Origin of the sequence: Pseudomonas sp. SL4(2022), assembly GCF_026625725.1 — a bacterium.
In the GTDB taxonomy this organism is placed as follows: domain Bacteria; phylum Pseudomonadota; class Gammaproteobacteria; order Pseudomonadales; family Pseudomonadaceae; genus Aquipseudomonas.
In genome coordinates, this window is the sequence record NZ_CP113060.1 from 781,954 (window position 1) to 806,565 (window position 24,612).

The following is a 24,612-nucleotide window of genomic DNA, read 5'->3' on the forward strand; positions in this document are numbered from 1 at the left end:
TACCTCTTACTTGTTGGCCTGGTCTTTATTGACCGAATTGAGCAGGAACTTGCCAATCAGGTCTTCCAGCACCAGCGATGACTGCGTGTCGTGGATGGTGCTGCCTTCACGCAGCACCTCCTCTTCACCACCCACACTAATTCCGATGTATTTCTCACCCAGCAGACCGGCGGTGAGAATCGAGGCGGTGGAATCTGCCGGCAGATTGTCCACCGCATCATCCAACTGCATGGTGACGCGCCCCATGTAGCTGTTACGGTCCAGATCAATGGCCGTAACCTTGCCAATCGTGACGCCCGCCATGGTCACCTTGGACCTCACAGTCAGACCGGCAATGTTGTCAAAGTGCGCATAGACCTTATACGTATTATCGCTGCTGCCCACCGCCAGGCCGCTGACGCGCAAGGCCAGTAGCAACAAGGCCAACAACCCGGCCAACAGGAACAAGCCGACACCCACTTCCAGCGCGCGGTTCTGCATCAAAAATCTCCAAACATCAAAGCGGTCAGAATGAAGTCCAGCCCCAATACGGCGAGCGAGGCGTACACCACCGTCTTGGTGGTGGCACGACTAATCCCTTCCGAAGTCGGCTCACAGTCATACCCTTGGAACACGGCGATCCAGGTCACGACAAACGCGAAAACCATGCTCTTGATCACACCATTGAGCACATCTTCACGAAACGAAACACTGCTCTGCATATTGGCCCAGAACGAGCCCTCATAGACCCCGAGCCAGTCGACGGCGACCATTGCCCCACCCCAGATGCCGACCACGCTGAAGATCATCGCCAGCAGCGGCATTGAGATAAACCCCGCCCACAGACGCGGAGCGACAATGTATTTGAGCGGATCCACGCCGATCATCGCCAGACTGGACAACTGCTCGGTGGATTTCATGTTGCCAATTTCCGCTGTCAGCGCCGAGCCGGCACGACCAGCGAACAGCAATGCGGTCACCACCGGCCCCAGCTCACGCAGCAACGTCAAGGCAACCATCTGCCCCACCGCCTGCTCAGAACCATACTTGGCCAAAATGCTGAACCCCTGCAGCGACAGCACCATGCCGATAAAGATGCCCGATACGACAATAATGGCCAGGGACATCACCCCAACCGAATACAGCTGTTTGATCAGCAACTGAAAACTGTTGCCCGTAGCACCACGCCCCAGCAAGGCGCGCAGCAGGAAAATCCCCGAGCGGCCCAATGTAGCGACCACGTCGATACCAGCGCGACCGAACAGGCGCACCCGCTCGAGCACAGACGTCTTGCGCATCAGCGCCCCCCAGCAGGTCGTCGCGGTAATTGGCCGCAGGAAAATGAAAGGGCACCGGCCCATCTGGCGTGCCTTGCATGAACTGGCGCACGCGCGGGTTATCCGAAGCCATCAGTTCAGCCGGCGTGCCCTGCCCCAACACCTGGGTATCCCCCACTACATAGATGTAGTCAGCGATGCTGGCGGTTTCTGCCAGATCATGGGACACCACGATACTGGTGATGCCTAGTGCATCGTTGAGCAGGCGAATAAGACGCACCAACACGCCCATGGCAATCGGGTCCTGGCCGACGAACGGTTCGTCATACATGAGTATTTGCGGATCAAGAGCAATAGCCCGTGCCAGCGCCACACGACGCTTCATGCCACCCGAAAGCTCGTCAGGCATCAAGTCCAGCGCACCACGCAGACCCACCGCCTGCAATTTCATCAGCACGATGTCGCGAATCATCTCTTCCGGCAGCTGGGTATGCACCCGCAGCGGAAAGGCGACGTTCTCGAAGACATCCAGATCAGTAAACAGCGCACCACTCTGAAACAGCACACCCATCTGCTTGCGCATGTCAAACAGCTCGCTACGCGACAAGCCCGGTAAATTCACACCATTGACCCAGACCTCGCCCTCACTGGGCTTGAGCTCAGCAGCGATCAGGCGCAACAAGGTGGTCTTGCCGCAGCCAGACGGCCCCATAATGCCGGTCACTTTGCCGCGCGGGATTTGAATATCGACACTTTTGAAAATATCCCGCTCGCCGCGCTTGAAGCTCACACGCTTCAGCTCAACTGCGTACGGACTCTCGGCGCTCATCTGGACTCCTTGCTCAACGCGTGCCTGACTGACGTACCGCCCTGAACAAAGGACACTACTGATCGTCGAACGTACCGAAAATGGGGCGCGAACTATACCACCAGGGTCAACGCCACCCAAGATTGAACTTGTTGCGGAAGATAAGCGCCTCACAGCCCTGCAACGGTAAAGACTGGGCAGACGCCCCTTTACCGTTATAATCGGCAGCTTTACTCCCAGCCCCAGAGATTCAATGAGCCAGCCAACCGAACTGATTCAGTCCGCGCAGCGCACTATCCGCTTGGAAATTGAGGCGATACAGGACCTGCTGCAGCGCATCAACGGTGACTTCGTACGCGCCTGCCAACTGATTCTTGGCAGTAAGGGCCGCGTAGTCGTGGTCGGGATGGGTAAGTCCGGTCATGTGGGCAACAAGATTGCAGCCACCCTGGCCAGCACAGGCACCACGGCTTTTTTCGTACATCCCGCCGAGGCGAGCCACGGCGACATGGGTATGATTACCCGCGACGACGTGGTACTGGCCCTCTCCAACTCCGGCTCCACAGCCGAAATCGTCACCCTGCTGCCACTGATCAAACGCCTGGGCATCACCCTGATCAGCATGACAGGCAATCCCGACTCCCCTTTGGCCAAGGCTGCCGAAGTCAATCTGGACGCCCGCGTCACTCAGGAAGCCTGCCCACTGAATCTGGCCCCGACGTCCTCCACAACAGCCTCGCTGGTTCTTGGCGACGCATTGGCCATCGCCCTTCTGGAGGCGCGCGGCTTCACTGCCGAAGATTTCGCATTCTCCCACCCAGGTGGCGCCCTGGGCCGCCGCCTACTGCTCAAGGTAGAAAACGTGATGCACACCGGCAACAACCTGCCCCAGGTTAGCCGTGGCACCTCACTGCGTGACGCACTATTGGAAATGACCCAGAAAGGCCTGGGCATGACCGTAGTAACCGAGGCTGATGGCCGCCTGGCAGGCGTTTTCACCGACGGCGATCTACGCCGCACCCTGGATCGCAGCATTGATGTACGCCAGGCGACCATTGACGAGGTCATGACCCGTCACGGCAAGACTGCTCGGGCGCACATGCTGGCAGCAGAAGCCCTGAAAATCATGGAAGACCACAAGATCAACGCCCTGGTCGTGGTGGATGAGCAGGATCAGCCAATTGGCGCGCTCAACATGCACGATTTGCTACGCGCTGGAGTGATGTAATGAGCACTGACGTGATAAATACCGAACTGACGCAGCGCGCCCAGACGATCAAACTGGCAGTCTTTGATGTCGACGGCGTACTGACTGACGGCAAACTGTACTTCCTGGTGGACGGCAGCGAATTCAAGACTTTCAACACCCTCGACGGCCACGGCATCAAGATGCTGATCAACTCCGGCGTCCACACCGCCATCATCAGCGGCCGCAAGACCCCTGTAGTTGAGCGCCGCGCACAAAACCTCGGGATTCAACACCTTTACCAGGGCCGCGAAGACAAACTGGTGGTGCTGGATGAACTGCTCAGCGAACTGGGCCTGACCTACGACCAGGTCGCCTACCTGGGTGACGATCTGCCGGATCTCCCCGTTATGCGCCGTGTCGGCCTGGGAATGGCCGTTGCCAGCGCTAATGGTTTTGTCCGCCAACACGCCCATGGCATCACCCAAGCCCGCGGCGGTGAAGGGGCCGCACGCGAGTTCTGCGAACTGATCATGCGCGCCCAAGGCACCCTTGAAGCCGCTCAAGCCGCTTATCTATAGGCCAACCATGCCCCGTAAATCGCTCAACGTTCTGCTGTTCGCCTGCGCAGCCCTGCTGGTAGCAGCCCTCGGCTACTGGAATCTCAACCCAGATAGTTTCAACCAGCAGACACAAACAACGGCGACCGACAATGCCATCGACTTCTACGCCAACAATACCTATACCGTGCAGTACCAGGCTGACGGCAAACTGCACTACGAACTGACAGCCGACAAGGTCGAGCACATCAAGGCCAGTGACATCACCCTGATGACAACCCCGAACATGAATCTGTTTCGCGGCAGCGAACTTCCCTGGAAAATCAGCAGTGAACGCGGCGAAGTCTCACCAGGCGGAGTCGAGGTCGAACTGATCGACAAGGTGCGTGTCGAGCGCACCGACGCCAAAGGTCGCCCGACCATTCTCACCACCAGCCGTCTGACCGTATTCCCCGAGAAGGAATATGCGCAGACCCAGCAAGCCGTTAGAATCGACACGGCCAATGGGGTGACCACGGCACAAGGAATGAAAGCGTACATGAATGACGGCAGGATGCTCCTGCTGTCCAACGTAAGAGGTCAGCATGAGGCTCGTTAACACCCTCCCCCTACTACTTAGCCTCAGTGCGGCACTTGGAAGCGCCAGCGCCTGGGCCTTGCCATCCGACCGCGAACAACCGATTCGCATTCAGGCTGACAGCGCCGAGCTCGATGACAAACAAGGCGTGGCCGTCTATCGCGGCGACGTAGTCATCACCCAAGGCACCATGAAGGTTACCGGCGACACCGTGACCATTACTCAGAGTGCCCAAGGCGATGTTGAGGTATTTACCTCCGTCGGCCAGCCCGCCTATTACGAACAACTGCCGTCAGCCGACAAGCAGATCGTCAAGGCCTACGGCCTGACTATCCAGTACTTCATGGCCAACGAGCGCGTGGTACTGATCGACCAAGCCAAGGTGATTCAGGAAGGCAACACCTTCGAAGGCGAGAAAATCGTCTATGACACCCAGCGCCAGATCGTTAACGCCGGCCGCGCCACAGGCACCAATGTGACTGCGCCACGTCCGCGCATCGACATGGTGATCCAGCCGAAGAACAAACCAGCCGACCAACAGGCGCAGTAATAATGGCCACATTGAAAGCCCAACACCTGGCCAAGAGTTACAAAGGCCGCCAGGTCGTGCGCGACGTCAGCCTGAACATCGACAGCGGGCAGATCGTCGGCCTGCTTGGCCCCAATGGGGCCGGCAAGACCACCTGTTTCTACATGATCGTCGGTTTGGTCCAGGCCGATCAGGGCCGCGTGATGATCGACGATCTCGACGTCAGCCATCAGCCCATGCATGGCCGCGCCCGCGCCGGAATTGGCTACCTTCCCCAAGAAGCCTCGATCTTTCGTAAACTCAGCGTGGCCGACAACATCATGGCCATCCTGGAAACCCGCAAGGATCTCAACAGCAGCGCGCGCCAACAAGCGCTCGAGGGGCTATTGCAGGAGTTCCACATCACCCACATTCGCGACAACCTGGGCATGAGTTTGTCTGGGGGAGAGCGCCGCCGGGTGGAAATCGCTCGCGCCCTAGCCACCAACCCAAAATTCATCCTGCTTGACGAACCCTTCGCCGGTGTCGACCCGATTTCCGTGGGTGATATCAAACAGATCATCCACCACCTCAAGGCCAAAGGCATCGGCGTACTGATCACCGACCACAACGTGCGTGAGACACTGGATATCTGTGAAACCGCCTATATCGTCAACGACGGTCAACTGATCGCCGAAGGGGATGCAGAGGCAATCCTGGCCAACCAGACAGTAAAAGAAGTGTACCTAGGCCATGAGTTCAAGCTGTAACCACAGCTTTTCTCGGGCCTGCGGCAGCCAAGACTAGGCAAAACCCCAAAAGTCAGGCATATAATTTGCTTCCTAGTGGCGATTTTAACAACGCCCTGTAGTGGATTGCGCACAGACGCCGGTAAATAAGGTCTGCAATGAAACCATCGCTAGTCCTGAAGATGGGCCAGCAGCTGACGATGACACCGCAGCTGCAACAGGCCATCCGCCTACTCCAACTGTCGACCTTGGATCTGCAACAAGAGATTCAGGAAGCCCTGGAGTCCAACCCGATGCTCGAACGCCAGGAAGACGGCGATGATTTCGACAATTCGGACCCCATGGCCGATGGCGCAGAGAGCGCCAGCTCCAGTGAACAGCAGGACACCCCCTACCAGGAAACCAGCTTTCAGGAAACCACACAGACGGTGGACAACCTGGAAGAAGGCGATTGGGGCGAACGCATCCCCAATGAGCTGCCCGTAGACACTGCCTGGGAAGACATCTACCAGACCAGCGCCAGCAGCCTGCCCAGCAGCGCCAGTGATGACGACGAGTGGGATTTCACCACCCGCACCTCCAGTGGTGAAAGCCTGCAAAGCCACTTGCTCTGGCAACTCAATCTAGTGCCGATGTCAGACAAGGACCGCCTGATCGGCGTCACCCTGATCGACTGCATCAATGATCAGGGCTACCTCGAAGAAAGCCTGGAAGAAGTGGTCGATGCTTTCGATCCGGAACTGGATATCGAGCTCGACGAAGTTGAGGCCGTGCTGCACCGTATCCAGCAGTTCGAACCTGCCGGTATTGCCGCGCGCAACCTGGGTGAATGCCTGCTCCTGCAACTGCGTCAATTACCAGCCCAAACCCCATGGCTGAGCGAAGCCCAGCGCCTGGCCAGTGATTACCTCGATCTGCTTGGTAGCCGCGACTACAGCCAACTGATGCGCCGCATGAAGCTCAAGGAAGACGAGCTGCGTCAGGTTATCGAGCTGATCCAGAGCCTCAACCCGCGCCCAGGCTCGCAGATCGAGTCCAGCGAGCCCGAGTACGTAGTCCCCGATGTAATCGTGCGCAAGCACAACGAGCGCTGGCTGGTAGAACTGAACCAGGAAGCCATGCCGCGCCTGCGGGTCAACGCGCAGTACGCCGGCTTCGTCAAGCGTGCTGACTCCAGCGCCGACAACACCTTTATGCGCAACCAGCTGCAAGAAGCACGCTGGTTCATCAAGAGCCTGCAGAGCCGCAACGAAACCCTGATGAAAGTCGCCACGCAGATCGTCGAACACCAACGCGGCTTCCTCGACTACGGCGACGAAGCGATGAAACCGCTCGTACTGCATGATATTGCCGAAGCCGTCGGCATGCACGAATCGACCATTTCAAGGGTGACCACGCAAAAATTCATGCACACCCCACGCGGCATTTACGAACTGAAGTATTTCTTCTCCAGCCACGTCAGCACCTCCGAAGGTGGAGAATGCTCATCCACTGCGATCCGCGCGATCATCAAAAAACTGGTCGCGGCGGAAAATGCGAAAAAGCCGTTGAGTGACAGCAAGATCGCTGGTTTACTGGAGGCACAGGGCATTCAAGTAGCCCGCCGCACGGTCGCCAAGTACCGTGAATCCCTCGGAATAGCGCCTTCCAGTGAGCGCAAACGATTGATCTAAGGCGGCACAAAGAAGGAAGACAGATAGCACTGACCAAACACCCCAGGCCACGCCTTTTTTGCAAAAGCAGCCATACTGCCTATTAGCAATCAGCGCATGTGCCTGACTAGCTCTGTCAGCGTCTTCCGCGCCACAGTGTTCCGGCGGCAGGCCCTTTGCCTGTCTCTTACACACGGCAACAAGGAGAAAGCGGTATGCAAGTCAACATCAGTGGACATCAGCTGGATGTGACCGACGCCCTGCGCGACTACATCGCCGAAAAACTCGGCCGATTGGAGCGCCACTTCGACAAGATTACCAATGTGCAAGTCATCATGGAGGTCGAGAAACTCAAACAGAAAATCGAAGCGACCTTGCACGTTGCCGGTGGCGAAGTCGTCGCCAATGCCGAGCATGACGATATGTACGCGGCCATCGATCTACTGACTGACAAACTCGACCGACAACTCATCAAACACAAGGAAAAACAGCTCGAACGTCAACAGGGTGCAATGGCCCGCTGACATCGTCTATCTCCTATGATCCGACTTGAAACTATCCTGACCCCCGGCCGTTCCCTGGTGAACGTGCCGGGCGGCAGCAAAAAACGTGTCCTCGAACAGATTGCCAACCTGGTAGCGCGCGAGCTGCCTGACCTGGATGGACAAGATATCTTCGAAAGCCTGATTGCCCGAGAAAAACTCGGCTCGACCGGTTTCGGTAATGGCATCGCCATTCCGCACTGCCGCCTGCCCGGTTGCACCGCGCCGATCAGCGCCTTGCTGCGCCTGGACGCTGCCGTAGACTTCGACGCCATCGACGGTGCGCCAGTGGACCTGCTGTTTGTCCTGCTAGTGCCCGAAGCAGCAACCGATGCTCACCTGGAGCTGCTTCGGCAGATCGCCAGCATGCTCGATCGCAGCGATGTACGTGCCAGCCTGCGCCAAGCCGAAAGCAGCGAAGCCCTGTATCAGGTGGTCGTGGACGTACAAAGCCAACTCAACCGAGCCTGAGCATGCGCCTGATCATCGTTAGCGGTCGCTCCGGCTCCGGGAAGAGCACCGCCCTCGATGTACTTGAGGACAACGGCTTCTACTGCATCGACAATCTCCCCGCTGGCCTGTTGCCTGAACTGGCCGAGCGCGCCCTGCTGCACACCGAGCTGCTGCATCCGCAGGTGGCGGTGTCGATTGATGCGCGCAACCTGCCAAGCCATCTCAAGCGCTTCCCTGAGCTGCTTGAAGAAGTTCGCGCACGGCATATCAAATGCGATGTGATCTACCTGGATGCCGACGAAGAAACCCTACTCAAGCGCTTCTCGGAAACGCGCCGGCGCCATCCGCTGACCAACCAGAATCGCTCGCTCGCTGAAGCCATTGCCGATGAAAGCCTGCTGCTCGGGCCCATTATCGACCTGGCAGACCTCAAGATCGACACCACTCACCTCAACCTGTATCAGCTGCGAGACAGCCTCAAGCTGCGCCTGCTCAACCAGCCCGAACCGGGCACTGCATTCCTGGTTGAGTCATTCGGTTTCAAGCGTGGCATGCCGGTAGATGCTGACCTGGTATTCGATGTGCGCTGCCTGCCCAACCCCTACTGGAAGCCTGATCTACGCGATTTCTCCGGCCTCGACCAGCCGGTAGTCGACTATCTCTCGGCCCAGGCCGACGTCGAAGACATGTACCAGGACATCCTCGCTTACCTGACCAAATGGCTGCCGCGCTTTGCCGCCAGCAACCGCGCCTATGTCACCGTAGCGATTGGCTGTACCGGTGGTCATCACCGCTCGGTGTACCTGGCGAACCGCCTGGGCGAGACCCTCAAACCCATCCTGAAAAATGTTCAGATTCGCCACCGCGACCTCAGCTAAGGAATTGCCGCGATGCCTGCCTGCGAAATCACCATTATCAACAAGCTTGGCCTGCATGCCCGCGCAGCAGCCAAATTTGTTGGCGTCGCCGGGCGTTTTCCGTGCCAGGTCAGAGTGGGCCGCACGCCGGAGAGCCTGGTCGACGGCAAGAGCATCATGGCCGTAATGATGCTTGCCGCTGGCAAAGGCACAGCTGTGCACCTGTATACCGAAGGCGAGCAGGATACCGACGCCCTGCAAGCCCTGAGCGAGCTGATCAACAACTACTTCGACGAAGGCGAGTAAGACCGCAGCCAATAAAAATGTTCGGGAGACATTTTTAACAGCGCAAAGCGACGGCCCGCAGGCTTGCCTACTATGGATGGCAGGCAATAAAAAGGGGCTGAACGCCTAAGCGACAGCCCCTTTTTCACGCCACTGGACTCAACTACCCGCCACCGTCATGCGCTCAATCAGCACCGAGCCGGTGCGGATATTGCTGCGCAGTTCCAGGTCATTTCCCACGGCCACAATCTGCCTGAACATGTCGCGCATATTGCCGGCGATGGTGACTTCCTGCACCGGGAACTGAATCTCACCGTTCTCCACCCAGTAACCTCCCGCACCGCGCGAATAATCGCCCGTGACCATATTCAGCCCCTGCCCCATCAACTCGGTAACCAGCAGGCCGCGCCCCATGCGCTTGAGCAAGGCCTTTTGGTCTTCATCACCATGGCTGACGAACAGATTATGCACGCCACCGGCGTTGGCCGTACTGGGCATGCCGAGCTTGCGCCCGGAATAAGTGCCCAACACATAGGAAAGCAACTCGCCACGCTCGACGAAGGACTTGGCATACGTCGCCAGGCCGTCGCCATCAAAGGCAGCACTGCCGAGTGCCCGCGGAATATGTGGACGCTCATCGAGTTTCAGCCAGCTTGGAAACAGCTGCTGACCCAACGTACCTTCAAGGAACGATGATTTTCGGTACAGATTGCCGCCGGAAATCGCAGCAAGAAAGCTGCCAAACAACCCGCTAGCCAATTCGGCCGCGAACAGCACCGGCACTTCGCAGGTCGGCACCGGGCGCGCGCCCAAACGGCTGACTGCACGCTCTGCAGCGCGGCGACCAATGCTGCCGGCATCCGCCAACAACTCGCCCTGGCGATTGACGTCATACCAGTAGTCACGCTGCATCTGCCCGCCATCCTCAGCAATCATCACGCAACTCAAGCTGTGCCGCGTGCTGGCATAACCACTGACAAAGCCATGGCTGTTGCCATACACCCGGCAACCCTGATGAGTGTTGAGGGTGGTACCGTCGGCATTCTTGATCCGGCCATCTGCCGCAAACGCGGCGGCCTCACAACTGAGCGCCTGTTCAATGGCTTGCTCGGGAGTGATCGACCAGGCGTGGTACAAATCCAGCTGCGGCAGCTCGCGAGCCATCAGACCCGCATCAGCCAAACCGGCGCATTCATCTTCGGAGGCATGCTTGGCAATTGCCAGTGCCGCCGCGACCGTTTCGCGAATCGCCGCTTCACCGCTCGCCGAGGTGCTGGCCGAGCCTTTGCGCTGTCCCACATACAGGGTGATGCCGAAGCCCTGATCGCGGTTGAACTCAACTGTTTCCACCTCACCCTGACGCACCGTGGTGGACAAGCCCTGCTCCACCGATACGGCCACCTCGCAGGCACTCGCGCCCTGTTTTTTGGCTTCGGCAATAATCTGTTCCACCTGCGCCTGTAACTGCGGCACCGCCTGGGGTCCGACGCTTTCTACTGCACTCATAAACACTCCTGAACGATAAGCCGTACAGCGCCGCCTCACAGGCCATCCGCTTACAGCTGGAAACTTGCTGCTATCATGTCGGCGTTTTCCACTGGACCGCCACCATGTCTGAATACCTTGACGACTTCTCCGGCGAGAAGAGCAAAACCCAGATCAAACGCGAGCTGCATGCATTGCAGGATCTGGGGCAACGCCTGACTACCCTGAAACTCGACCTGCTGAACAAGCTGCCGCTGACCGACGAGCTGCGCCGCGCGCTTGCCGAAGCACCCAAGCACACCGCCAACGCGGCGAAAAAGCGCCACGTGCAGTTTATCGGCCGCCTGATGCGCGATCAGGACATTGAAGCCATCCTGACCCTGCTCGACCAGCTTGATGCCTCGACCCGCCAGTACAACGAGCGCTTTCACAACCTGGAGCGTTGGCGCGACCGTTTGATCAACGGTAACGACGACACCCTGGAAGCCTTCGTCGGCGAGTACGCCGACGCCGACCGCCAGCACCTGCGCCAACTGATCCGCCAGGCCCAACACGAACTGGCCCAGAACAAAGCACCCGCCGCCTCACGCAAAATCTTCAAGTACATCCGCGAGCTGGACGAAACCCAGCGCGGCCTGCGCTAGCTCCGGCCAGGCTGGAGCCAACAGCTCCAGCCTGCTCAGCCATCCACCTCAGCTACCGGTCCCACCCACGGTGATCGCATCGATTTTCAGCGTCGGTTGGCCAACCCCCACTGGCACCGACTGACCATCCTTGCCGCACGTGCCCACACCACTGTCCAGCGCCAGGTCGTTACCGACCATCGACACCTTGCTCATGGCTTCCGGACCATTGCCGATCAACGTAGCGCCCTTGACTGGCGCGGTGATCTTGCCATCCTCGATCAGATAAGCCTCGCTGGTGGAGAACACGAACTTGCCACTGGTGATATCCACCTGACCACCTCCCAGGTTGGCGCAGTAGATACCCTTCTTCACCGAGCGAATGATTTCTTCCGGATCGCTTTCGCCGGCCAGCATGTAGGTATTGGTCATGCGCGGCATCGGCAGGTGCGCATAAGATTCACGCCGGCCATTGCCGGTGGCAGCAACGCCCATCAGGCGGGCATTCAGTTTGTCCTGCATGTAGCCCTTGAGCACGCCGTTTTCGATCAGGGTAGTGCACTGAGTCTGAGTGCCTTCGTCATCCATGCTCAACGAGCCGCGACGCTCGGCCAGGGTGCCGTCGTCGACGATGGTGCACAGGCTGGAGGCCACTTGTTCACCCACTCGACCGCTGTAGGCCGAACTGCCCTTGCGGTTGAAATCGCCTTCCAGGCCATGACCGACGGCTTCGTGCAGCAGCACCCCGGACCACCCAGCCCCCATCACCACCGGCATGCTGCCGGCCGGCGCCGGAATCGCTTCCAGATTAACCAACGCCTGGCGCAGGGCCTCACGGGCATAACCCATGGCGCGCTCTTCGTTGCTGCTGGTCTGCTCCAGAAAATAACGGTAGTCGGTGCGCCCGCCGCCGCCATGGCCACCGCGCTCACGACGGCCGTTCTGTTCGACGATCACACTGACGTTGAAGCGCACCAGCGGGCGAATGTCCGCGCCCAGGCTGCCATCATTGGCGGCAACGAGAATCCGATCCCAAACCCCGGCCAGGCTGACCGACACCTGCTTGATACGCGGGTCGAGGGCGCGAGTGGCAACATCGATGCGTTTGAGCAGCTCGACCTTCTCAGCGCGACTGAGCACATCCAGCGGGTTGTCCTGGGCATACAGCGGCTTGACCAACGGACTGCTGAACGCTTGCACGCGACCATTTTGCCCAGCGCGGGCAATTGAGCGTGCCGCGCGCGCCGCCTGACTGAGAGCATCGGCGGTAATCGCATTGCTGTAGGCGAACCCAGTTTTCTCGCCAGACTGAGCGCGCACACCGACCCCCTGGTCGAGGTTGAAACTGCCTTCCTTGACGATGCCATCCTCCAGCGCCCAGGTTTCCGAGACCTGACTCTGGAAATACAGGTCAGCCGCGTCGATACCCGGCCCGGCCAATTCGGCCAGCACACCTGGCAAATGCTCGATGCTCAGGCCACCCGGACCCAGCAGATGCTCACTGACGGACACCAACATATTGTTCATAACTACTCCAAACCTGGCTGCCGCAACTCGGCCGCTGCAAAAAATCGTTTATGGCGCACCACCGGCATGCGCTGACGGATCGCCGCCTGCTCGTCGGCATCGCGCTCGGCCACGAGCACGCCTGGGCCGTAGGGCAGTTCAGCCAATACGCGCCCCCAGGGATCGACCAGCGCCGAATGACCAAAGGTCTGACGTCCGCCCGGATGCGTGCCTCCCTGCCCGGCGGCCAGTACATAGCATTGCGTTTCAATGGCACGGGCGCGGGTCAGCACCTGCCAATGCGCTGCGCCAGTCACTGCCGTGAACGCTGCTGGCGCGCTGATCAGCTGTGCACCTGCCGCGCGCAGGGCGCTGTAGAGTTCCGGGAACCGCAGGTCATAGCACACGCTCAGACCAATGCGCCCCACCGGGGTATCAGCTACCACCACCTGCCTGCCAAAGGCATAGTCATCCGACTCGCGGTAACGGCCATGGCTGTCGCTGACATCCACATCGAACAGGTGCAGCTTGTCATAACGCGCCACACGCTGCCCCTGCGCATCCACCAGCAGGGAGCAGGCATGCGGTTTAGCGTCTGGTTGGTCATCCGGGGGCAAGGGCAAAGTGCCCGCCACGATCCACAAACCCAGGTCCCGTGCCGCCTGCCGCAGCCACGGCAGAATCGGGCCCGTGCCCTGCGCTTCGGCCTGCCCGAGGCTGGCCAGATCGCGCCGGCCCATGGCGGCGAAGTTCTCCGGCAGCACCGCCAGGCGCGCCCCCTGCGCAGCAGCCTGCTCCAGCAATTGCCGCGCCTGGGCCAGATTGGCAAGGACATCGGCCTGACTGACCATCTGAATTACCGCAAAGGTCATGACTGTCGTATCTCAAAGCAGGACGGTATCACCAGCTTACAAGCCTCACCGGCAGACTGCACGGTTGGCCGCATGCCAGCAGGGCTTACTGAGGTTTTTCAAAGGGCTTGTCGAAACTGATGTTGGGATTCTGCCAAGGGCCGGTTACGTCGTACTGCACACTGGCAAAGCGCGCCACGCGGTCACCCAGCAGCTTATCGGCAACAAACAGCGCACCGCCAATGGCCGGCGCCCCGACGATCAGCGCCGCCAAGGGCAGGTTGTTGGTAACCGGCAACGTCACCAACAACTTGGCATCGATACGGTCATGGGCCATGTCCAGCGTCCCCTTGAGCTCCAGGTTGCTCGACGGCCCTTCAAGGGTGATCGGCTCGCGGGTGACGAACACGCCATCACGGGCATCCAGTACACCCTTGACCCGGTCGTAACTCAGGCCTTTACCGAGTAGATCAGAAAAGTCCAGGCGCAAGCGCCGTCCGATCGAATTGAAGTTGAGCAAGCCGAAAACCCGCAGCGCCGACGCGGGGCCCTCCACTTCGGAGAACTGGCCTTTGCGCAGGGACGCATCCAGGCTACCGCTGAAACGTTTGATGCCGAACCAGGCCGGTGAGCCTGGCCAGCTGCCATCGACATCAAGGTGAAAATCACGGCTGCTGGCAGTGGGCGCATAGCCCCAGGCAATCAGCACATCGGCCAGATCAGCCCCACCCAGGCGACCGTTGTAGGTACTGCGCGCACCAGTGGCCGTGTTCAGCCAAGTAGCACGCCCAGCCAGATTCAACCCCTTGAGATTGAGGTCCAGCTCGTTGAAGTGCACACCACCGGTCACCGGCCGCGCCTTGAATGACCAAGCCCCCAACGGTTCGATACCCTGGAAGACCTGGGCCACCCTCACATCCAGCGCTGGAAAACCTGCCGGATCGAAACCGCCCAGAGGATCCGGCTTCTCTACATCAGGCGCATCCGCGATTTTCGGCTCCGCAGCTGGAAAGCGCAGGTAATCCAGCTGCACCGTGATGGCTTGAGCGGAGTCCTCCGGCAACCCGACAGTGCCTTTCAGGAGCGGACTGTCGAGACTGACCGCCCAGCTGGCCGCCTCCCGCCGCACACCGACCTCCAGCGCCTCCAGGTTGATGCCAAAGCCGCTGAAGTTGCCGATACGCAGCTGGGCATCCTTGAACAATTGCTGGGCATCCTGCTTCGGCACCTGAGCATAAGGTTGCAAAGCCTGCTGCCAGGCAGACCAATCCAGCTCGGTCACCCGACCACGCACGCGCAGCCCCTGGCTGGTGGGCAAACTCGCCGGGCCATCGGCCAGACGCAGCTCGCCACGGCCCAGGCCGAGCTTGCCGGGTTCTGCGGCGAACGACAGGCTGAGCAACTCGGCATAATCCAGCCAGAAACGTTGTTCACGACCGCCCAAGCTCATCTGCCAGGCTGCAGTGCGCACTTCATCGCGGTCCTTGCCGAGCGGTGCAGGCAGCGCGATCGAGGTACCTTTAAGGTTGGACGTAACGCGCAACTGACTGTCGACACCGTCCAGAATCAGATTAAGGCGATACGGCACCTTGCCGCCAACCGGCACGGGCTGAGTCACGCCCAACCAGTTGGTCAACTCCTTGACCGCTATCTGCCCACTGGCTTCAAAGCGGCTGCGCGCCTTGCCACGTGCGCCCTCGGCCAGGGCCTTGCCATGCACCGCATGCCCCAGCACCTGAGCGCGAATATCAGGCGCACTGAGACCACTGGCGGTGTTGTAACGGAATGCACCCTGCAACTGAGTGAACTGCAACGGCGGATTGGGCAGACTGAGTTGCGCATCGGCCGTGGCAAAATCCACCACCACAGCAGGAGGCGCGCCTTTGCGCAGCGGCAGGTCGAGCTTCAGCTTGCCGGCCAGCACGCCTTCACCACGCCAGCCGGCAAACGTCGGCGCCGTACCGATGGGCGCTTGCTGCAGAATCTGCAACGCATCAACCACGCTGCTATCCAATTCGGCCTCAAGCAACAGACGCGGCGACTGGCCAGGCAATGCGGTGGCAATCACCGCCTGGGCATTGCGCACCTGGCTATCGAGAATTCGGCCCTGGGCCAGTTCAACACGTACGCCGCTGTCTTCGATCAGCACTCGCCCACGCCCCTCACGCAATGCTGGCCAGCCAGGCTGAAAGGCCAACTCGGCATCATGCACGGCAAAGAACAGACTGATAGTGCGCGAAGCCGCCTCGGCCCCTTTATTCAGCGAGCCCTGGTACTGGAAGTAGCCTTCATCGACTGCACCGCCACGGATTGCGGCTTTCAGCCAGGCATCCAGATCGTGACTCATGCCCGGCGAGCGGCTGGGCAGATACTTTTCAGTAAACCGGGCATCGCCATTGCGCAGACCGACACGCAGATCCATGTAATCCTCGCCGGCCGGATCGCGACGCAGACGTATCAGGAAGTCTCCAGCGACCGGCCCCTCGTCACCGACCACCTGCAAGTAGGGGCTGCGCAGGGTAAAGGCTTGCTCATCGAGCCGCCAGGTCAGCCGGGCGTTGGCCGTCTTGTAGCGCCAGGGCTGGGGAAACAGCGTGTCCAGGTGCAGGGAAAAGTCATCACTGTCGAGGCGCAATTCACCTTGCCCCAAATCGCCACTGATACTGCCGCTGACATTTTCCACCGCGGGCGAGCCCAGGTATGCCGCAAAACCGATACGCTCCAGATTGGCAGCAAACTGCAGGCGCTTGCTGTCTGTCAGGCGTGGCCGGTAATCAAGCTGGATGTTACGCAGAGCCCCATGCGGATTGAGTTGCGCCAACACCGCCAAGGCGTTTTCCGGTAGTGGGGCAAGGGCCGCCACCAATGGCTGCAGCGGTGCCAGGTCGAGGCGATCAGCACTGAGCAGCCACTGCTCCTGCAACTCTGCACTTTCTGCTTGCTGAGTCAGGGCCAGGCGGACTTCGCCCCAGCGCTTGTCGCTCCGGCTGAAGGCCAAGTCATCGAGTTGCAGCGTGAAGCCCTGCTCAGCCCGGCTGAAATAGGCATTCACAACCACGTTGTCCAGGACTATCGATTCGCGATCGGCATATCCGGCTTTGATCTGCGGGGCATGCAGACGACTGACCACCCGCTGTACGCCTCCGTTGGCCCAGGCTAACCAGACTTCGCCACCCAACCGCAGCTGTTCGAGTCGCCACTGCGCCAGCAGATTGGCCGGCAACCAGGCTGCCCAGTCACTCTGCGGCAGGCTCAGGTAGACATCGGCCTGTGCATCTTGCCAGCGCTCAGCACGCAACCGGGTGCGCACTTGCAACGCCAGCGGCTGCCCATCAGGCAGCAGCAATCGACCATCCAGACGCTGACGCGCCAGGCCATTACGCAGGGTAAGATTTACATAGGTCAGGGTCCGTTCCGGCTGCCCCAACGCCTGCAAAGTGACTTGACTGTTGAGCAGCGACAGACGCTTGACCACGTGCGACTGTTTCAATACCTCGGCCAGATCAAGCGGTGCGGCGCCAGGGCGCTGCGGCATGCCTTTGAGTGACCAACCGCCATCTTCGGCTTGCTGCACCACCAACTGCACCCCGTCAAGCTCGAGCCGGGCGATACGCAGCTGCCGCGCCAGCAGGCTGCCGAGCACATCCGGCACCACACGCACCTGATCCAGTTGCAACGCTCCGGCGCCCTCACCTACCACCATGTCATGGGCAGTCAGCAGCGGTGCAAAACCTTGCCACAGGCCTTCCAGGGCACCGATCTGCACCGGCATGCCCAGCGCCTCACGAGCCCTGTCTTCAGCCTCCAGCCGATACTCGGCCACCAGAGGCACCAGTTCGCGTCCCAGACTGACATACACTGCCGCCAGCACCAGCATCAGGGCACACAGCCCCAGTGCAGCCCGTACCAGCCAGGCAAACCCTCGCGCCAGCCACTCCATTCAGTTCAGCCCCGCCGGCATGTCAGAGCAGTACCACATCGTATTGTTCCTGGGAGTACATGGTCTCCACCTGGAACTTGATGGTGCGACCAATAAAGGCCTCCAGATCGGCAACGTTGCCTGACTCTTCATCAAGCAGGCGATCGACCACTTTCTGGTTGGCCAGCACGCGATAGCCTTCCGGCTGATAAGCACGCGCCTCACGCAGAATTTCGCGGAAAATCTCATAGCAGGTGGTTTCTGCTGTTTTCAGCTTGCCGCGGCCCTGACAGGCGCTGCACGGCTCACACAGCACCTGTTCAAGACTTTCGCGGGTACGCTTGCGGGTCATCTGCACCAGGCCCAGCTCGGTGATGCCAATGATGTTGGTCTTGGCGTGATCGCGCTCCAGTTGCTTCTCCAGGGTGCGCAGCACCTGGCGCTGATGCTCTTCATCTTCCATGTCGATGAAGTCGATGATGATGATCCCACCGATATTGCGCAGGCGCAGCTGGCGCGCAATCGCCGTAGCCGCCTCCAAATTGGTCTTGAAGATGGTCTCTTCCAGCGTACGATGACCAACAAAAGCACCGGTGTTCACATCGATGGTGGTCATCGCTTCGGCAGGATCAACCACCAGATAGCCGCCCGACTTGAGTGGCACCTTGCGCTCCAGAGCCTTCTGGATCTCATCCTCGACACCGTACAAATCAAAGATTGGCCGCTCACCGGGGTAGTGCTCAAGACGGTCGGCAATTTCCGGCATCAGCTCATCAACAAACTGGGTAATCTTGCCGAAGGTCTCCCGCGAATCGACACGGATCTTCTCGATCTTCGGGTTGACCAGGTCACGTAACGTACGCAGCGCCAGGGACAGGTCTTCATAGATCACCAAGGGTGTCGGCCCGACTTTCATCTGCGTGGCGATCTGCCCCCACAAGCGGCGCAGGTAGCGGATGTCGGCAAGGATTTCGTCAGCACCTGCACCATCGGCGGCCGTGCGCAGGATAAACCCACCAGACTCCTCAATACCTTCGGCCGCCACACAGTCCGCCACGACTTGCTTGAGTCGGTCGCGCTCGGCTTCGTCTTCAATCTTCAGCGAAATACCGACATGCGCGGTACGCGGCATATAGACCAGATAACGCGAAGGGATCGACAGCTGCGTAGTCAGACGCGCACCTTTGGTGCCAATAGGGTCCTTGGTGACCTGCACCACCAGGCTCTGGCCTTCATGCACCAGCGCACTGATACTCTCGACTGCCGATCCTTCACGACTGGAAATTTCCGCCGCATGAATGAATGCCGCCCGCTCCAGACCGATATCAACAAATGCCGCCTGCATACCAGGCAACACCCGCACAACCCGTCCCTTGTAGATATTGCCGACGATCCCGCGCTTCTGTGTACGCTCGACGTGCACTTCCTGCAGTACGCCGTTTTCCACCACCGCCACGCGCGATTCCATCGGCGTGATGTTGATCAGGATTTCTTCACTCATGCGCTCATCTCTTCTGAGATCAAGCTGAAAGCCCGGTGACTGTGCCGATATGGCAGTCAGTCAGCCACGACCCGCAACCTCTTGACTGTGATCTGGCATGGTCTGCCAGCACGGAATAGCAAATTCTGCGAGTAACGCTGCGGTCTCACACAGGGGTAACCCTACCACCGCCGAGTAGCTGCCTTGCAGCTGGCTGACAAACACCGCTGCCAGCCCCTGGATCCCATAGCTGCCAGCCTTGTCCTGCGGCTCGCCACTGGCCCAGTAAGCCTCGATTTCAGCCGGACTCAACGCGCGGAAGGTCACTTGGCTTGCGACCACCCGCGAAGCCTGCCGTTCGCGGCTGACCAATGCCACCGCCGTGAGCACCTGGTGGCTGCGCCCGGACAAGGCCTGCAAGGTCGCCAGGGCGTCGGCACGGTCCAACGGTTTGCCGAGAATGCGCCCATCAAGTACCACAGCCGTATCGGCACCCAGCACCACCGCGTCGTTTGAATCGGCCAGGGCAGCCAGCCCGGCGTGCGCCTTGGTGCACGCCAGACGCTCTACATAGGTGAGTGGCGACTCACCTGGCAATGCATTTTCATCAATCGGAGCGATTTGCGTAAGGAAGGGCACACCGATCTGCGCCAGCAGCTCACGCCGGCGCGGCGATCCGGAAGCAAGATAGAGGATGGCCAAGCAGTCGTCTCCCTGTCGGATGGATGCAAGGCCAATGCGCCCCGCTTAATTGACGCCGAGGCGCTGATGCAGCCCGCGCAGGATTGCGCACACCCACGGCCACAGCAACGCACTGACCAGGGCCGGCAACACAAATGCCAGGGTGGGCGGGCGACTCCCGGTAAGCGCATTCAGCCACAGCTGCACCAGCTGGGCCAGACCAAAAACCACCAGCAGCACAGTGCTTTGCTGCCACATCGGAAACATGCGCAAACGCTGGTGCAAGGTCAGCACCAGAAAGGTGATCAAGGTCAGGATCAGCGCATTCTGCCCCAGCAGACTGCCATTCAGCACATCCGCCAGCAGACCAAGGGCCCACGCCGTGGTCATGCCCACACGATGCGGCAACGCCAGTACCCAGTAGGTCAGAAACAGCGCCAACCAAAGCGGACGCCCCAACTCCATAAACTTCGGCATGCTCGCCACACTCAGCAGCAGCGCCAGAGCCAAGGTCAGCCAGACAAACCAGATATTGCTCGCACGCGCGACCATTATTGCGCTGCCTCTGTCGAAGTGGCGGGGGACGCTGGCGCATCCGCCGCTTGGCCAGCAGGTTGTGCCTGCTGCAGAATTTCCCGATCCAGAGCCTCTTGGGCCTGTGCCGATTCAGTAGCGCGTTGCTCCGGGGTACGCGGATCGGTGAACACCAGCAGCATGTAACGGCTGCGGTTCAGCATGGCCGTGGGCACTGCACGAACGATGGCAAACGGTTGCCCGGAGTCGTGAATCACTTCACTGACCATGGCCACCGGATAACCGGCAGGGAAACGTTGACCAAGACCGGAGCTGACCAGCAGATCGCCCTCTTTTATATCCGCCGTGTCCGCCACATGACGCAGTTCCAGTCGTTCGGGGTTACCCGTACCACTGGCGATGGCGCGCAGGCCGTTGCGATTGACCTGCACCGGGATGCTGTGGGTCGTGTCGGTGAGCAACAGCACGCGCGAGGTATAAGGCATCACCTCAACCACCTGGCCCATAAGACCGCGCGCATCCAGCACAGGCTGCCCCATCACCACCCCGTCCTTTTCGCCTTTGTCGATCAGAATGCGGTGAGTAAAGGGGTTGGGGTCAATGCCGATCAGCTCGGTGGCCAGCACATCCTCATCGACCAACGCTGCGGAGTTGAGGAGTTCACGCAAGCGCACGTTCTGCTCGGTGAGGGCAGCGAGCTTCTGCAGGCGACGCTGCATCATCAGTTGCTCGGCTTTGAGCTTTTCGTTTTCGGCGGTCAGTTCGCTACGGGTACTCAGCTCCTGTGTGGCACTTTCCCACAGACGTACCGGCAGGCGTCCGGCCCAGTAGACCGGCTCGACAATCAGGCCCAGCTGCGCGCGCAGCGGCTGCAACAGGGTGAAGCGCGCATCGACCACCATCAGCGCAGCCGACAGCACGGTGAACACCAACAGGCGTACACCCAGTGAAGGACCTTTGGCAAATAGCGGTTTGATCGGCAGCTCCTCACAGCGTCAGGCAGCAAAACAAAAGCTGCAAGCGGGGAACCCCCGGCTTGCAGCTCAAGACTTGGAGCGGTCGCGCTTATTCCGAGGACAGCAGGTCCATGGTGTGGCGATCCATCATTTCCAGAGCCTTGCCGCCGCCGCGTGCAACGCAGGTCAGCGGGTCTTCAGCGACGATAACCGGCAGGCCGGTTTCCTGCGACAGCAATTTGTCCAGATCCCGCAGCAGCGCGCCACCACCGGTCAGCACCAGGCCACGCTCGGCGATGTCCGACGCCAGTTCTGGCGGCGATTGCTCCAGCGCGCTCTTCACCGCCTGGACGATGGTCGCCAGGGATTCCTGCAGCGCTTCGAGCACTTCGTTGGAGTTCAGGGTAAAGCTGCGCGGTACGCCCTCAGCCAGGTTGCGGCCACGTACGTCGACCTCACGCAGTTCGCCACCGGCATACGCGGTGCCGATTTCCTGCTTGATCCGCTCTGCAGTGGACTCACCGATCAGCGAACCGTAGTTGCGGCGCACGTAGGTGATGATCGCTTCGTCGAAACGGTCGCCGCCAACGCGTACAGACTCTGCGTAAACGACACCATTAAGAGAAATCAGGGCGATTTCAGTGGTACCACCACCGATATCGACGACCATCGAGCCGCGAGCCTCTTCAACCGGCAGGCCGGCACCAATGGCGGCGGCCATGGGCTCTTCGATCAGGAACACTTCACGGGCACCGGCACCGAGGGCCGATTCTCGGATAGCGCGGCGCTCTACCTGAGTGGATTTGCACGGCACGCAGATCAGCACGCGCGGCGATGGCTGCAGGAAGCTGTTTTCGTGAACTTTGTTGATGAAGTACTGCAGCATCTTTTCGCAGACGCTGAAGTCGGCAATCACGCCATCTTTCATTGGGCGGATGGCGGCAATGTTGCCCGGTGTACGGCCGAGCATGCGTTTGGCTTCGGTTCCGACCGCCACCACGCTCTTCTGGTTGCCGTGGGTGCGGATAGCCACGACCGACGGCTCGTTCAGGACGATGCCGCGCTCGCGGACATAAATCAGGGTATTGGCAGTGCCCAGGTCAATCGACAGATCGCTGGAAAACATGCCACGCAGTTTTTTGAACATGGGATAAGGACCCTAGGCAACGCGTGGGTAAAAAAGTGCGGCAAACTCTAACAACGGCAGGGATTTTGAGCAAGGCACCAATATGTTAGATTGCCGGTTTTTCCGGGCTTTACGGCCCATCATCGCGGCCTTTGACCGCCACCTGTCACGGTCCGTTCCCTGCACATTCATGCATGACGACCCACTCACATTTCCAAAGGCGAGCCGCAATTGCTTTGCCTTATTTAGGGAGAAACCTGATGGCGCTTGACCGCTCCGACGTGGAGAAAATCGCTCATCTGGCTCGACTGGGCCTGAATGAAGCCGATATCCCGGGTACCACCGAGACCCTCAATAACATTCTCGGCCTGATTGACCAGATGCAAGCCGTCAATACCGACGGCATCGAGCCGCTGGCTCACCCACTGGAAGCCACACAGCGCCTGCGTGCCGACCAGGTCACCGAACGCAACCAGCGCGAGGCCTATCAGGCCATCGCCCCTGCCGTGGAAAACGGCCTGTACCTGGTTCCGAAAGTCATCGAGTAAGGGAAAAAGCCTAGCCATGCATCAATTTACCCTGGCCGAGATCGCCCGCGGACTCGCCGACAAACAGTTTTCCGCCGAAGAACTGACCCGCAGCCTGTTGGCGCGCATCGCCCAACTCGACCTGCAGCTCAACAGCTTTATCACCGTCACCGAAGACCTGGCCCTGAGCCAGGCCAAAGCGGCCGACGCACGCCGCGCAAGTGGCGAGAACGGCGCCCTGCTCGGCGCACCGATTGCGCACAAAGACCTGTTTTGTACGCAAGACGTGCTGACCACTTGCGCGTCGAAAATCCTCACCGGCTTCAAGGCCCCTTACAACGCCACCGTGGTCGAGAAGCTCGCCAGCGCTGGCGCCGTGACCCTGGGCAAGCTGAACATGGACGAATTCGCCATGGGTTCAGCCAACGAATCCAGCCACTACGGCGCGGTGAAAAACCCTTGGGACCTGAGCCGCGTGCCCGGCGGTTCTTCCGGCGGTTCAGCTGCCGCAGTGGCTGCACGCCTGCTGCCAGCAGCCACTGGCACCGACACGGGCGGTTCAATTCGCCAGCCGGCCGCACTGACCAACCTCACCGGGATCAAGCCGACCTATGGACGGGTATCCCGATGGGGCATGATTGCCTACGCCTCCAGCCTCGACCAGGGCGGCCCACTGGCGCGCACCGCTGAAGACTGCGCCCTGATGCTGCAAGCCATGGCTGGCTTCGACACCAAGGACTCCACCAGCGTCGATCAACCGGTGGATGACTACCTTGCCGCCCTCAGCCAGCCGCTCGCCGGCCTGCGCATCGGCCTGCCGAAGGAGTACTTCGGCGCGGGTCTGGATGCGCGCATCGGCGAAAAAGTGATGGCCGTGGTGGAAGAGCTGAAAAAGCTCGGCGCAACCGTCAAGGACATCTCGCTGCCGAATATGCAACACGCGATTCCGGCCTACTACGTGATCGCACCCGCCGAAGCCAGCTCCAACCTGTCCCGATTCGACGGCGTACGCTTCGGCTACCGCTGCGAGAACCCGAAAGACTTGCAGGATCTGTACAAGCGCTCACGTGGCGAAGGCTTTGGTGCGGAAGTGAAGCGCCGGATTATGGTCGGCACCTACGCGCTGTCCGCTGGCTACTACGACGCGTACTACCTCAAGGCACAGAAAATCCGCCGCCTGATCAAAAATGATTTTGTCGCGGCTTTTAAGGATGTTGACGTGATCCTCGGCCCGACCACGCCAAACCTGGCCTGGAAGCTCGGCGAAAAGAACAACGACCCGGTCGCCGCCTACCTGGAAGACATCTACACCATCACCGCCAACCTCGCCGGCATCCCCGGCCTGTCGATGCCTGCCGGCTTCGTTGATGGCTTGCCGGTCGGTGTTCAGCTGCTCGGCAACTACTTCCAGGAAGGCCGCCTGCTTAACGTCGCCCACCAGTACCAACAGGTCACTGACTGGCACCAACATGCACCGAGCGGATTCTGAGG

24 protein-coding genes and 1 pseudogene are annotated in these 24,612 nt (G+C 60.0%); 13 read left to right on the forward strand and 12 right to left on the reverse strand.

Annotated elements, in window-relative coordinates; translation table 11 throughout:
• Positions 1-6: 6 nt before the first annotated feature.
• The 3 genes and pseudogenes from mlaD to OU997_RS03725 form a co-directional block, all read right to left on the reverse strand.
• A complete protein-coding gene (gene mlaD / locus OU997_RS03715; RefSeq protein WP_108488238.1) occupies positions 7-480 on the reverse strand; it encodes an outer membrane lipid asymmetry maintenance protein MlaD in 474 nt (157 codons plus the stop codon).
• The gene (gene mlaE, locus OU997_RS03720) at positions 480-1,277 is read right to left on the reverse strand and encodes a lipid asymmetry maintenance ABC transporter permease subunit MlaE (RefSeq protein ID WP_108488237.1); all 798 of its coding nucleotides are present in this window, start codon (positions 1,275-1,277) and stop codon (positions 480-482) included. Before mlaE ends, mlaD begins: the two co-directional genes overlap by 1 nt.
• A 7-nt stretch (positions 1,278-1,284) precedes the next feature.
• Positions 1,285-2,085 (reverse strand): annotated as a pseudogene (locus tag OU997_RS03725) (ATP-binding cassette domain-containing protein); the annotation flags it as partial.
• A gap of 232 nt (positions 2,086-2,317) precedes the next feature.
• Here OU997_RS03725 and OU997_RS03730 point away from each other — a divergent pair.
• From OU997_RS03730 to OU997_RS03775, 10 genes are all read left to right on the forward strand, one after another.
• Positions 2,318-3,292 (forward strand): KpsF/GutQ family sugar-phosphate isomerase, encoded by a 975-nt coding sequence (locus OU997_RS03730; RefSeq protein ID WP_108488235.1) that lies wholly within the window; start codon positions 2,318-2,320, stop codon positions 3,290-3,292.
• Positions 3,292-3,831 carry a 3-deoxy-manno-octulosonate-8-phosphatase KdsC gene (gene kdsC, locus OU997_RS03735; protein ID WP_267809086.1) on the forward strand — a complete coding sequence of 180 codons (540 nt, stop codon included), beginning with the start codon at positions 3,292-3,294 and terminating at the stop codon, positions 3,829-3,831. Before OU997_RS03730 ends, kdsC begins: the two co-directional genes overlap by 1 nt.
• 7 nt (positions 3,832-3,838) lie before the next feature.
• Positions 3,839-4,408, forward strand: a complete 570-nt coding sequence (gene lptC, locus OU997_RS03740; protein WP_108488233.1) for an LPS export ABC transporter periplasmic protein LptC — start codon at positions 3,839-3,841, stop codon at positions 4,406-4,408.
• The gene (lptA, locus tag OU997_RS03745) at positions 4,395-4,937 is read left to right on the forward strand and encodes a lipopolysaccharide transport periplasmic protein LptA (RefSeq protein WP_267809087.1); all 543 of its coding nucleotides are present in this window, start codon (positions 4,395-4,397) and stop codon (positions 4,935-4,937) included. Before lptC ends, lptA begins: the two co-directional genes overlap by 14 nt.
• Before the next feature lie 2 nt (positions 4,938-4,939).
• Positions 4,940-5,665, forward strand: coding sequence for an LPS export ABC transporter ATP-binding protein (gene lptB / locus OU997_RS03750; RefSeq protein WP_108488231.1), 726 nt, complete (start codon positions 4,940-4,942; stop codon positions 5,663-5,665).
• A 137-nt stretch (positions 5,666-5,802) separates the two neighbouring features.
• Positions 5,803-7,317, forward strand: a complete 1,515-nt coding sequence (locus OU997_RS03755; protein ID WP_108488230.1) for an RNA polymerase factor sigma-54 — start codon at positions 5,803-5,805, stop codon at positions 7,315-7,317.
• Between the two features lie 194 nt (positions 7,318-7,511).
• On the forward strand, positions 7,512-7,820 hold the full coding sequence (gene hpf / locus OU997_RS03760; protein WP_108488229.1) for a ribosome hibernation-promoting factor, HPF/YfiA family: 309 nt from the start codon (positions 7,512-7,514) through the stop codon (positions 7,818-7,820).
• A 15-nt stretch (positions 7,821-7,835) separates the two neighbouring features.
• Positions 7,836-8,309 (forward strand): PTS IIA-like nitrogen regulatory protein PtsN, encoded by a 474-nt coding sequence (ptsN, locus tag OU997_RS03765; protein ID WP_108488228.1) that lies wholly within the window; start codon positions 7,836-7,838, stop codon positions 8,307-8,309.
• Positions 8,310-8,311: 2 nt separating this feature from the next.
• Entirely contained in the window at positions 8,312-9,169 is an 858-nt protein-coding gene (rapZ, locus tag OU997_RS03770) for an RNase adapter RapZ (protein WP_267809091.1), read from the forward strand.
• 12 nt (positions 9,170-9,181) lie between these two features.
• Positions 9,182-9,454, forward strand: a complete 273-nt coding sequence (locus OU997_RS03775; protein WP_108488226.1) for an HPr family phosphocarrier protein — start codon at positions 9,182-9,184, stop codon at positions 9,452-9,454.
• Between the two features lie 138 nt (positions 9,455-9,592).
• Here the strand turns inward: OU997_RS03775 and pmbA are convergent, their stop codons facing one another.
• Positions 9,593-10,939, reverse strand: a complete 1,347-nt coding sequence (gene pmbA, locus OU997_RS03780) for a metalloprotease PmbA (protein WP_267809094.1) — start codon at positions 10,937-10,939, stop codon at positions 9,593-9,595.
• Positions 10,940-11,043: 104 nt separating this feature from the next.
• Here pmbA and yjgA point away from each other — a divergent pair, with 104 nt between their 5' ends.
• Positions 11,044-11,562: a ribosome biogenesis factor YjgA gene (yjgA, locus tag OU997_RS03785; protein ID WP_108488224.1), complete on the forward strand. Its 519-nt coding sequence runs from the start codon at positions 11,044-11,046 to the stop codon at positions 11,560-11,562.
• 48 nt (positions 11,563-11,610) lie between these two features.
• Here yjgA and tldD read toward each other — a convergent pair whose 3' ends face one another.
• From tldD to mreB, 8 genes are all read right to left on the reverse strand, one after another.
• On the reverse strand, positions 11,611-13,068 hold the full coding sequence (gene tldD / locus OU997_RS03790) for a metalloprotease TldD (protein ID WP_108489398.1): 1,458 nt from the start codon (positions 13,066-13,068) through the stop codon (positions 11,611-11,613).
• Between the two features lie 2 nt (positions 13,069-13,070).
• Positions 13,071-13,919, reverse strand: coding sequence for a carbon-nitrogen hydrolase family protein (locus OU997_RS03795; RefSeq protein WP_108489397.1), 849 nt, complete (start codon positions 13,917-13,919; stop codon positions 13,071-13,073).
• A gap of 85 nt (positions 13,920-14,004) precedes the next feature.
• Positions 14,005-17,838, reverse strand: coding sequence for a YhdP family protein (locus OU997_RS03800; protein WP_267809097.1), 3,834 nt, complete (start codon positions 17,836-17,838; stop codon positions 14,005-14,007).
• Positions 17,839-17,860: 22 nt separating this feature from the next.
• Positions 17,861-19,318 (reverse strand): ribonuclease G, encoded by a 1,458-nt coding sequence (gene rng, locus OU997_RS03805; RefSeq protein WP_108489395.1) that lies wholly within the window; start codon positions 19,316-19,318, stop codon positions 17,861-17,863.
• 60 nt (positions 19,319-19,378) lie between these two features.
• Entirely contained in the window at positions 19,379-19,999 is a 621-nt protein-coding gene (locus OU997_RS03810; RefSeq protein ID WP_108489394.1) for a Maf family protein, read from the reverse strand.
• Between the two features lie 45 nt (positions 20,000-20,044).
• Entirely contained in the window at positions 20,045-20,530 is a 486-nt protein-coding gene (gene mreD / locus OU997_RS03815) for a rod shape-determining protein MreD (protein WP_108489393.1), read from the reverse strand.
• A complete protein-coding gene (mreC, locus tag OU997_RS03820) occupies positions 20,530-21,441 on the reverse strand; it encodes a rod shape-determining protein MreC (RefSeq protein ID WP_371920640.1) in 912 nt (303 codons plus the stop codon). Before mreC ends, mreD begins: the two co-directional genes overlap by 1 nt.
• Before the next feature lie 136 nt (positions 21,442-21,577).
• On the reverse strand, positions 21,578-22,615 hold the full coding sequence (mreB, locus tag OU997_RS03825; RefSeq protein WP_090255536.1) for a rod shape-determining protein MreB: 1,038 nt from the start codon (positions 22,613-22,615) through the stop codon (positions 21,578-21,580).
• 239 nt (positions 22,616-22,854) lie between these two features.
• On the opposite strand from mreB, the gene gatC reads away from it, so the two are divergent.
• The gene (gene gatC, locus OU997_RS03830; protein WP_108489391.1) at positions 22,855-23,142 is read left to right on the forward strand and encodes an Asp-tRNA(Asn)/Glu-tRNA(Gln) amidotransferase subunit GatC; all 288 of its coding nucleotides are present in this window, start codon (positions 22,855-22,857) and stop codon (positions 23,140-23,142) included.
• Positions 23,143-23,158: 16 nt separating this feature from the next.
• Complete coding sequence (gene gatA / locus OU997_RS03835; protein ID WP_267809100.1) at positions 23,159-24,610, forward strand: Asp-tRNA(Asn)/Glu-tRNA(Gln) amidotransferase subunit GatA; 1,452 nt, start codon at positions 23,159-23,161, stop codon at positions 24,608-24,610.
• The last annotated feature ends 2 nt before the right edge of the window (positions 24,611-24,612 follow it).

What these genes read in the sequence shown, in the direction of transcription:
- mlaD (WP_108488238.1), bottom strand. Translation starts at nt 480, where the DNA reads ATGCAGAACCGCGCGCTGGAAGTGGGTGTCGGCTTGTTCCTGTTGGCC.
- mlaE (WP_108488237.1), bottom strand. Translation starts at nt 1,277, where the DNA reads ATGCGCAAGACGTCTGTGCTCGAGCGGGTGCGCCTGTTCGGTCGCGCT.
- OU997_RS03730 (WP_108488235.1), top strand. Translation starts at nt 2,318, where the DNA reads ATGAGCCAGCCAACCGAACTGATTCAGTCCGCGCAGCGCACTATCCGC.
- kdsC (WP_267809086.1), top strand. Translation starts at nt 3,292, where the DNA reads ATGAGCACTGACGTGATAAATACCGAACTGACGCAGCGCGCCCAGACG.
- lptC (WP_108488233.1), top strand. Translation starts at nt 3,839, where the DNA reads ATGCCCCGTAAATCGCTCAACGTTCTGCTGTTCGCCTGCGCAGCCCTG.
- lptA (WP_267809087.1), top strand. Translation starts at nt 4,395, where the DNA reads ATGAGGCTCGTTAACACCCTCCCCCTACTACTTAGCCTCAGTGCGGCA.
- lptB (WP_108488231.1), top strand. Translation starts at nt 4,940, where the DNA reads ATGGCCACATTGAAAGCCCAACACCTGGCCAAGAGTTACAAAGGCCGC.
- OU997_RS03755 (WP_108488230.1), top strand. Translation starts at nt 5,803, where the DNA reads ATGAAACCATCGCTAGTCCTGAAGATGGGCCAGCAGCTGACGATGACA.
- hpf (WP_108488229.1), top strand. Translation starts at nt 7,512, where the DNA reads ATGCAAGTCAACATCAGTGGACATCAGCTGGATGTGACCGACGCCCTG.
- ptsN (WP_108488228.1), top strand. Translation starts at nt 7,836, where the DNA reads ATGATCCGACTTGAAACTATCCTGACCCCCGGCCGTTCCCTGGTGAAC.
- rapZ (WP_267809091.1), top strand. Translation starts at nt 8,312, where the DNA reads ATGCGCCTGATCATCGTTAGCGGTCGCTCCGGCTCCGGGAAGAGCACC.
- OU997_RS03775 (WP_108488226.1), top strand. Translation starts at nt 9,182, where the DNA reads ATGCCTGCCTGCGAAATCACCATTATCAACAAGCTTGGCCTGCATGCC.
- pmbA (WP_267809094.1), bottom strand. Translation starts at nt 10,939, where the DNA reads ATGAGTGCAGTAGAAAGCGTCGGACCCCAGGCGGTGCCGCAGTTACAG.
- yjgA (WP_108488224.1), top strand. Translation starts at nt 11,044, where the DNA reads ATGTCTGAATACCTTGACGACTTCTCCGGCGAGAAGAGCAAAACCCAG.
- tldD (WP_108489398.1), bottom strand. Translation starts at nt 13,068, where the DNA reads ATGAACAATATGTTGGTGTCCGTCAGTGAGCATCTGCTGGGTCCGGGT.
- OU997_RS03795 (WP_108489397.1), bottom strand. Translation starts at nt 13,919, where the DNA reads ATGACCTTTGCGGTAATTCAGATGGTCAGTCAGGCCGATGTCCTTGCC.
- OU997_RS03800 (WP_267809097.1), bottom strand. Translation starts at nt 17,838, where the DNA reads ATGGAGTGGCTGGCGCGAGGGTTTGCCTGGCTGGTACGGGCTGCACTG.
- rng (WP_108489395.1), bottom strand. Translation starts at nt 19,318, where the DNA reads ATGAGTGAAGAAATCCTGATCAACATCACGCCGATGGAATCGCGCGTG.
- mreD (WP_108489393.1), bottom strand. Translation starts at nt 20,530, where the DNA reads ATGGTCGCGCGTGCGAGCAATATCTGGTTTGTCTGGCTGACCTTGGCT.
- mreB (WP_090255536.1), bottom strand. Translation starts at nt 22,615, where the DNA reads ATGTTCAAAAAACTGCGTGGCATGTTTTCCAGCGATCTGTCGATTGAC.
- gatC (WP_108489391.1), top strand. Translation starts at nt 22,855, where the DNA reads ATGGCGCTTGACCGCTCCGACGTGGAGAAAATCGCTCATCTGGCTCGA.
- gatA (WP_267809100.1), top strand. Translation starts at nt 23,159, where the DNA reads ATGCATCAATTTACCCTGGCCGAGATCGCCCGCGGACTCGCCGACAAA.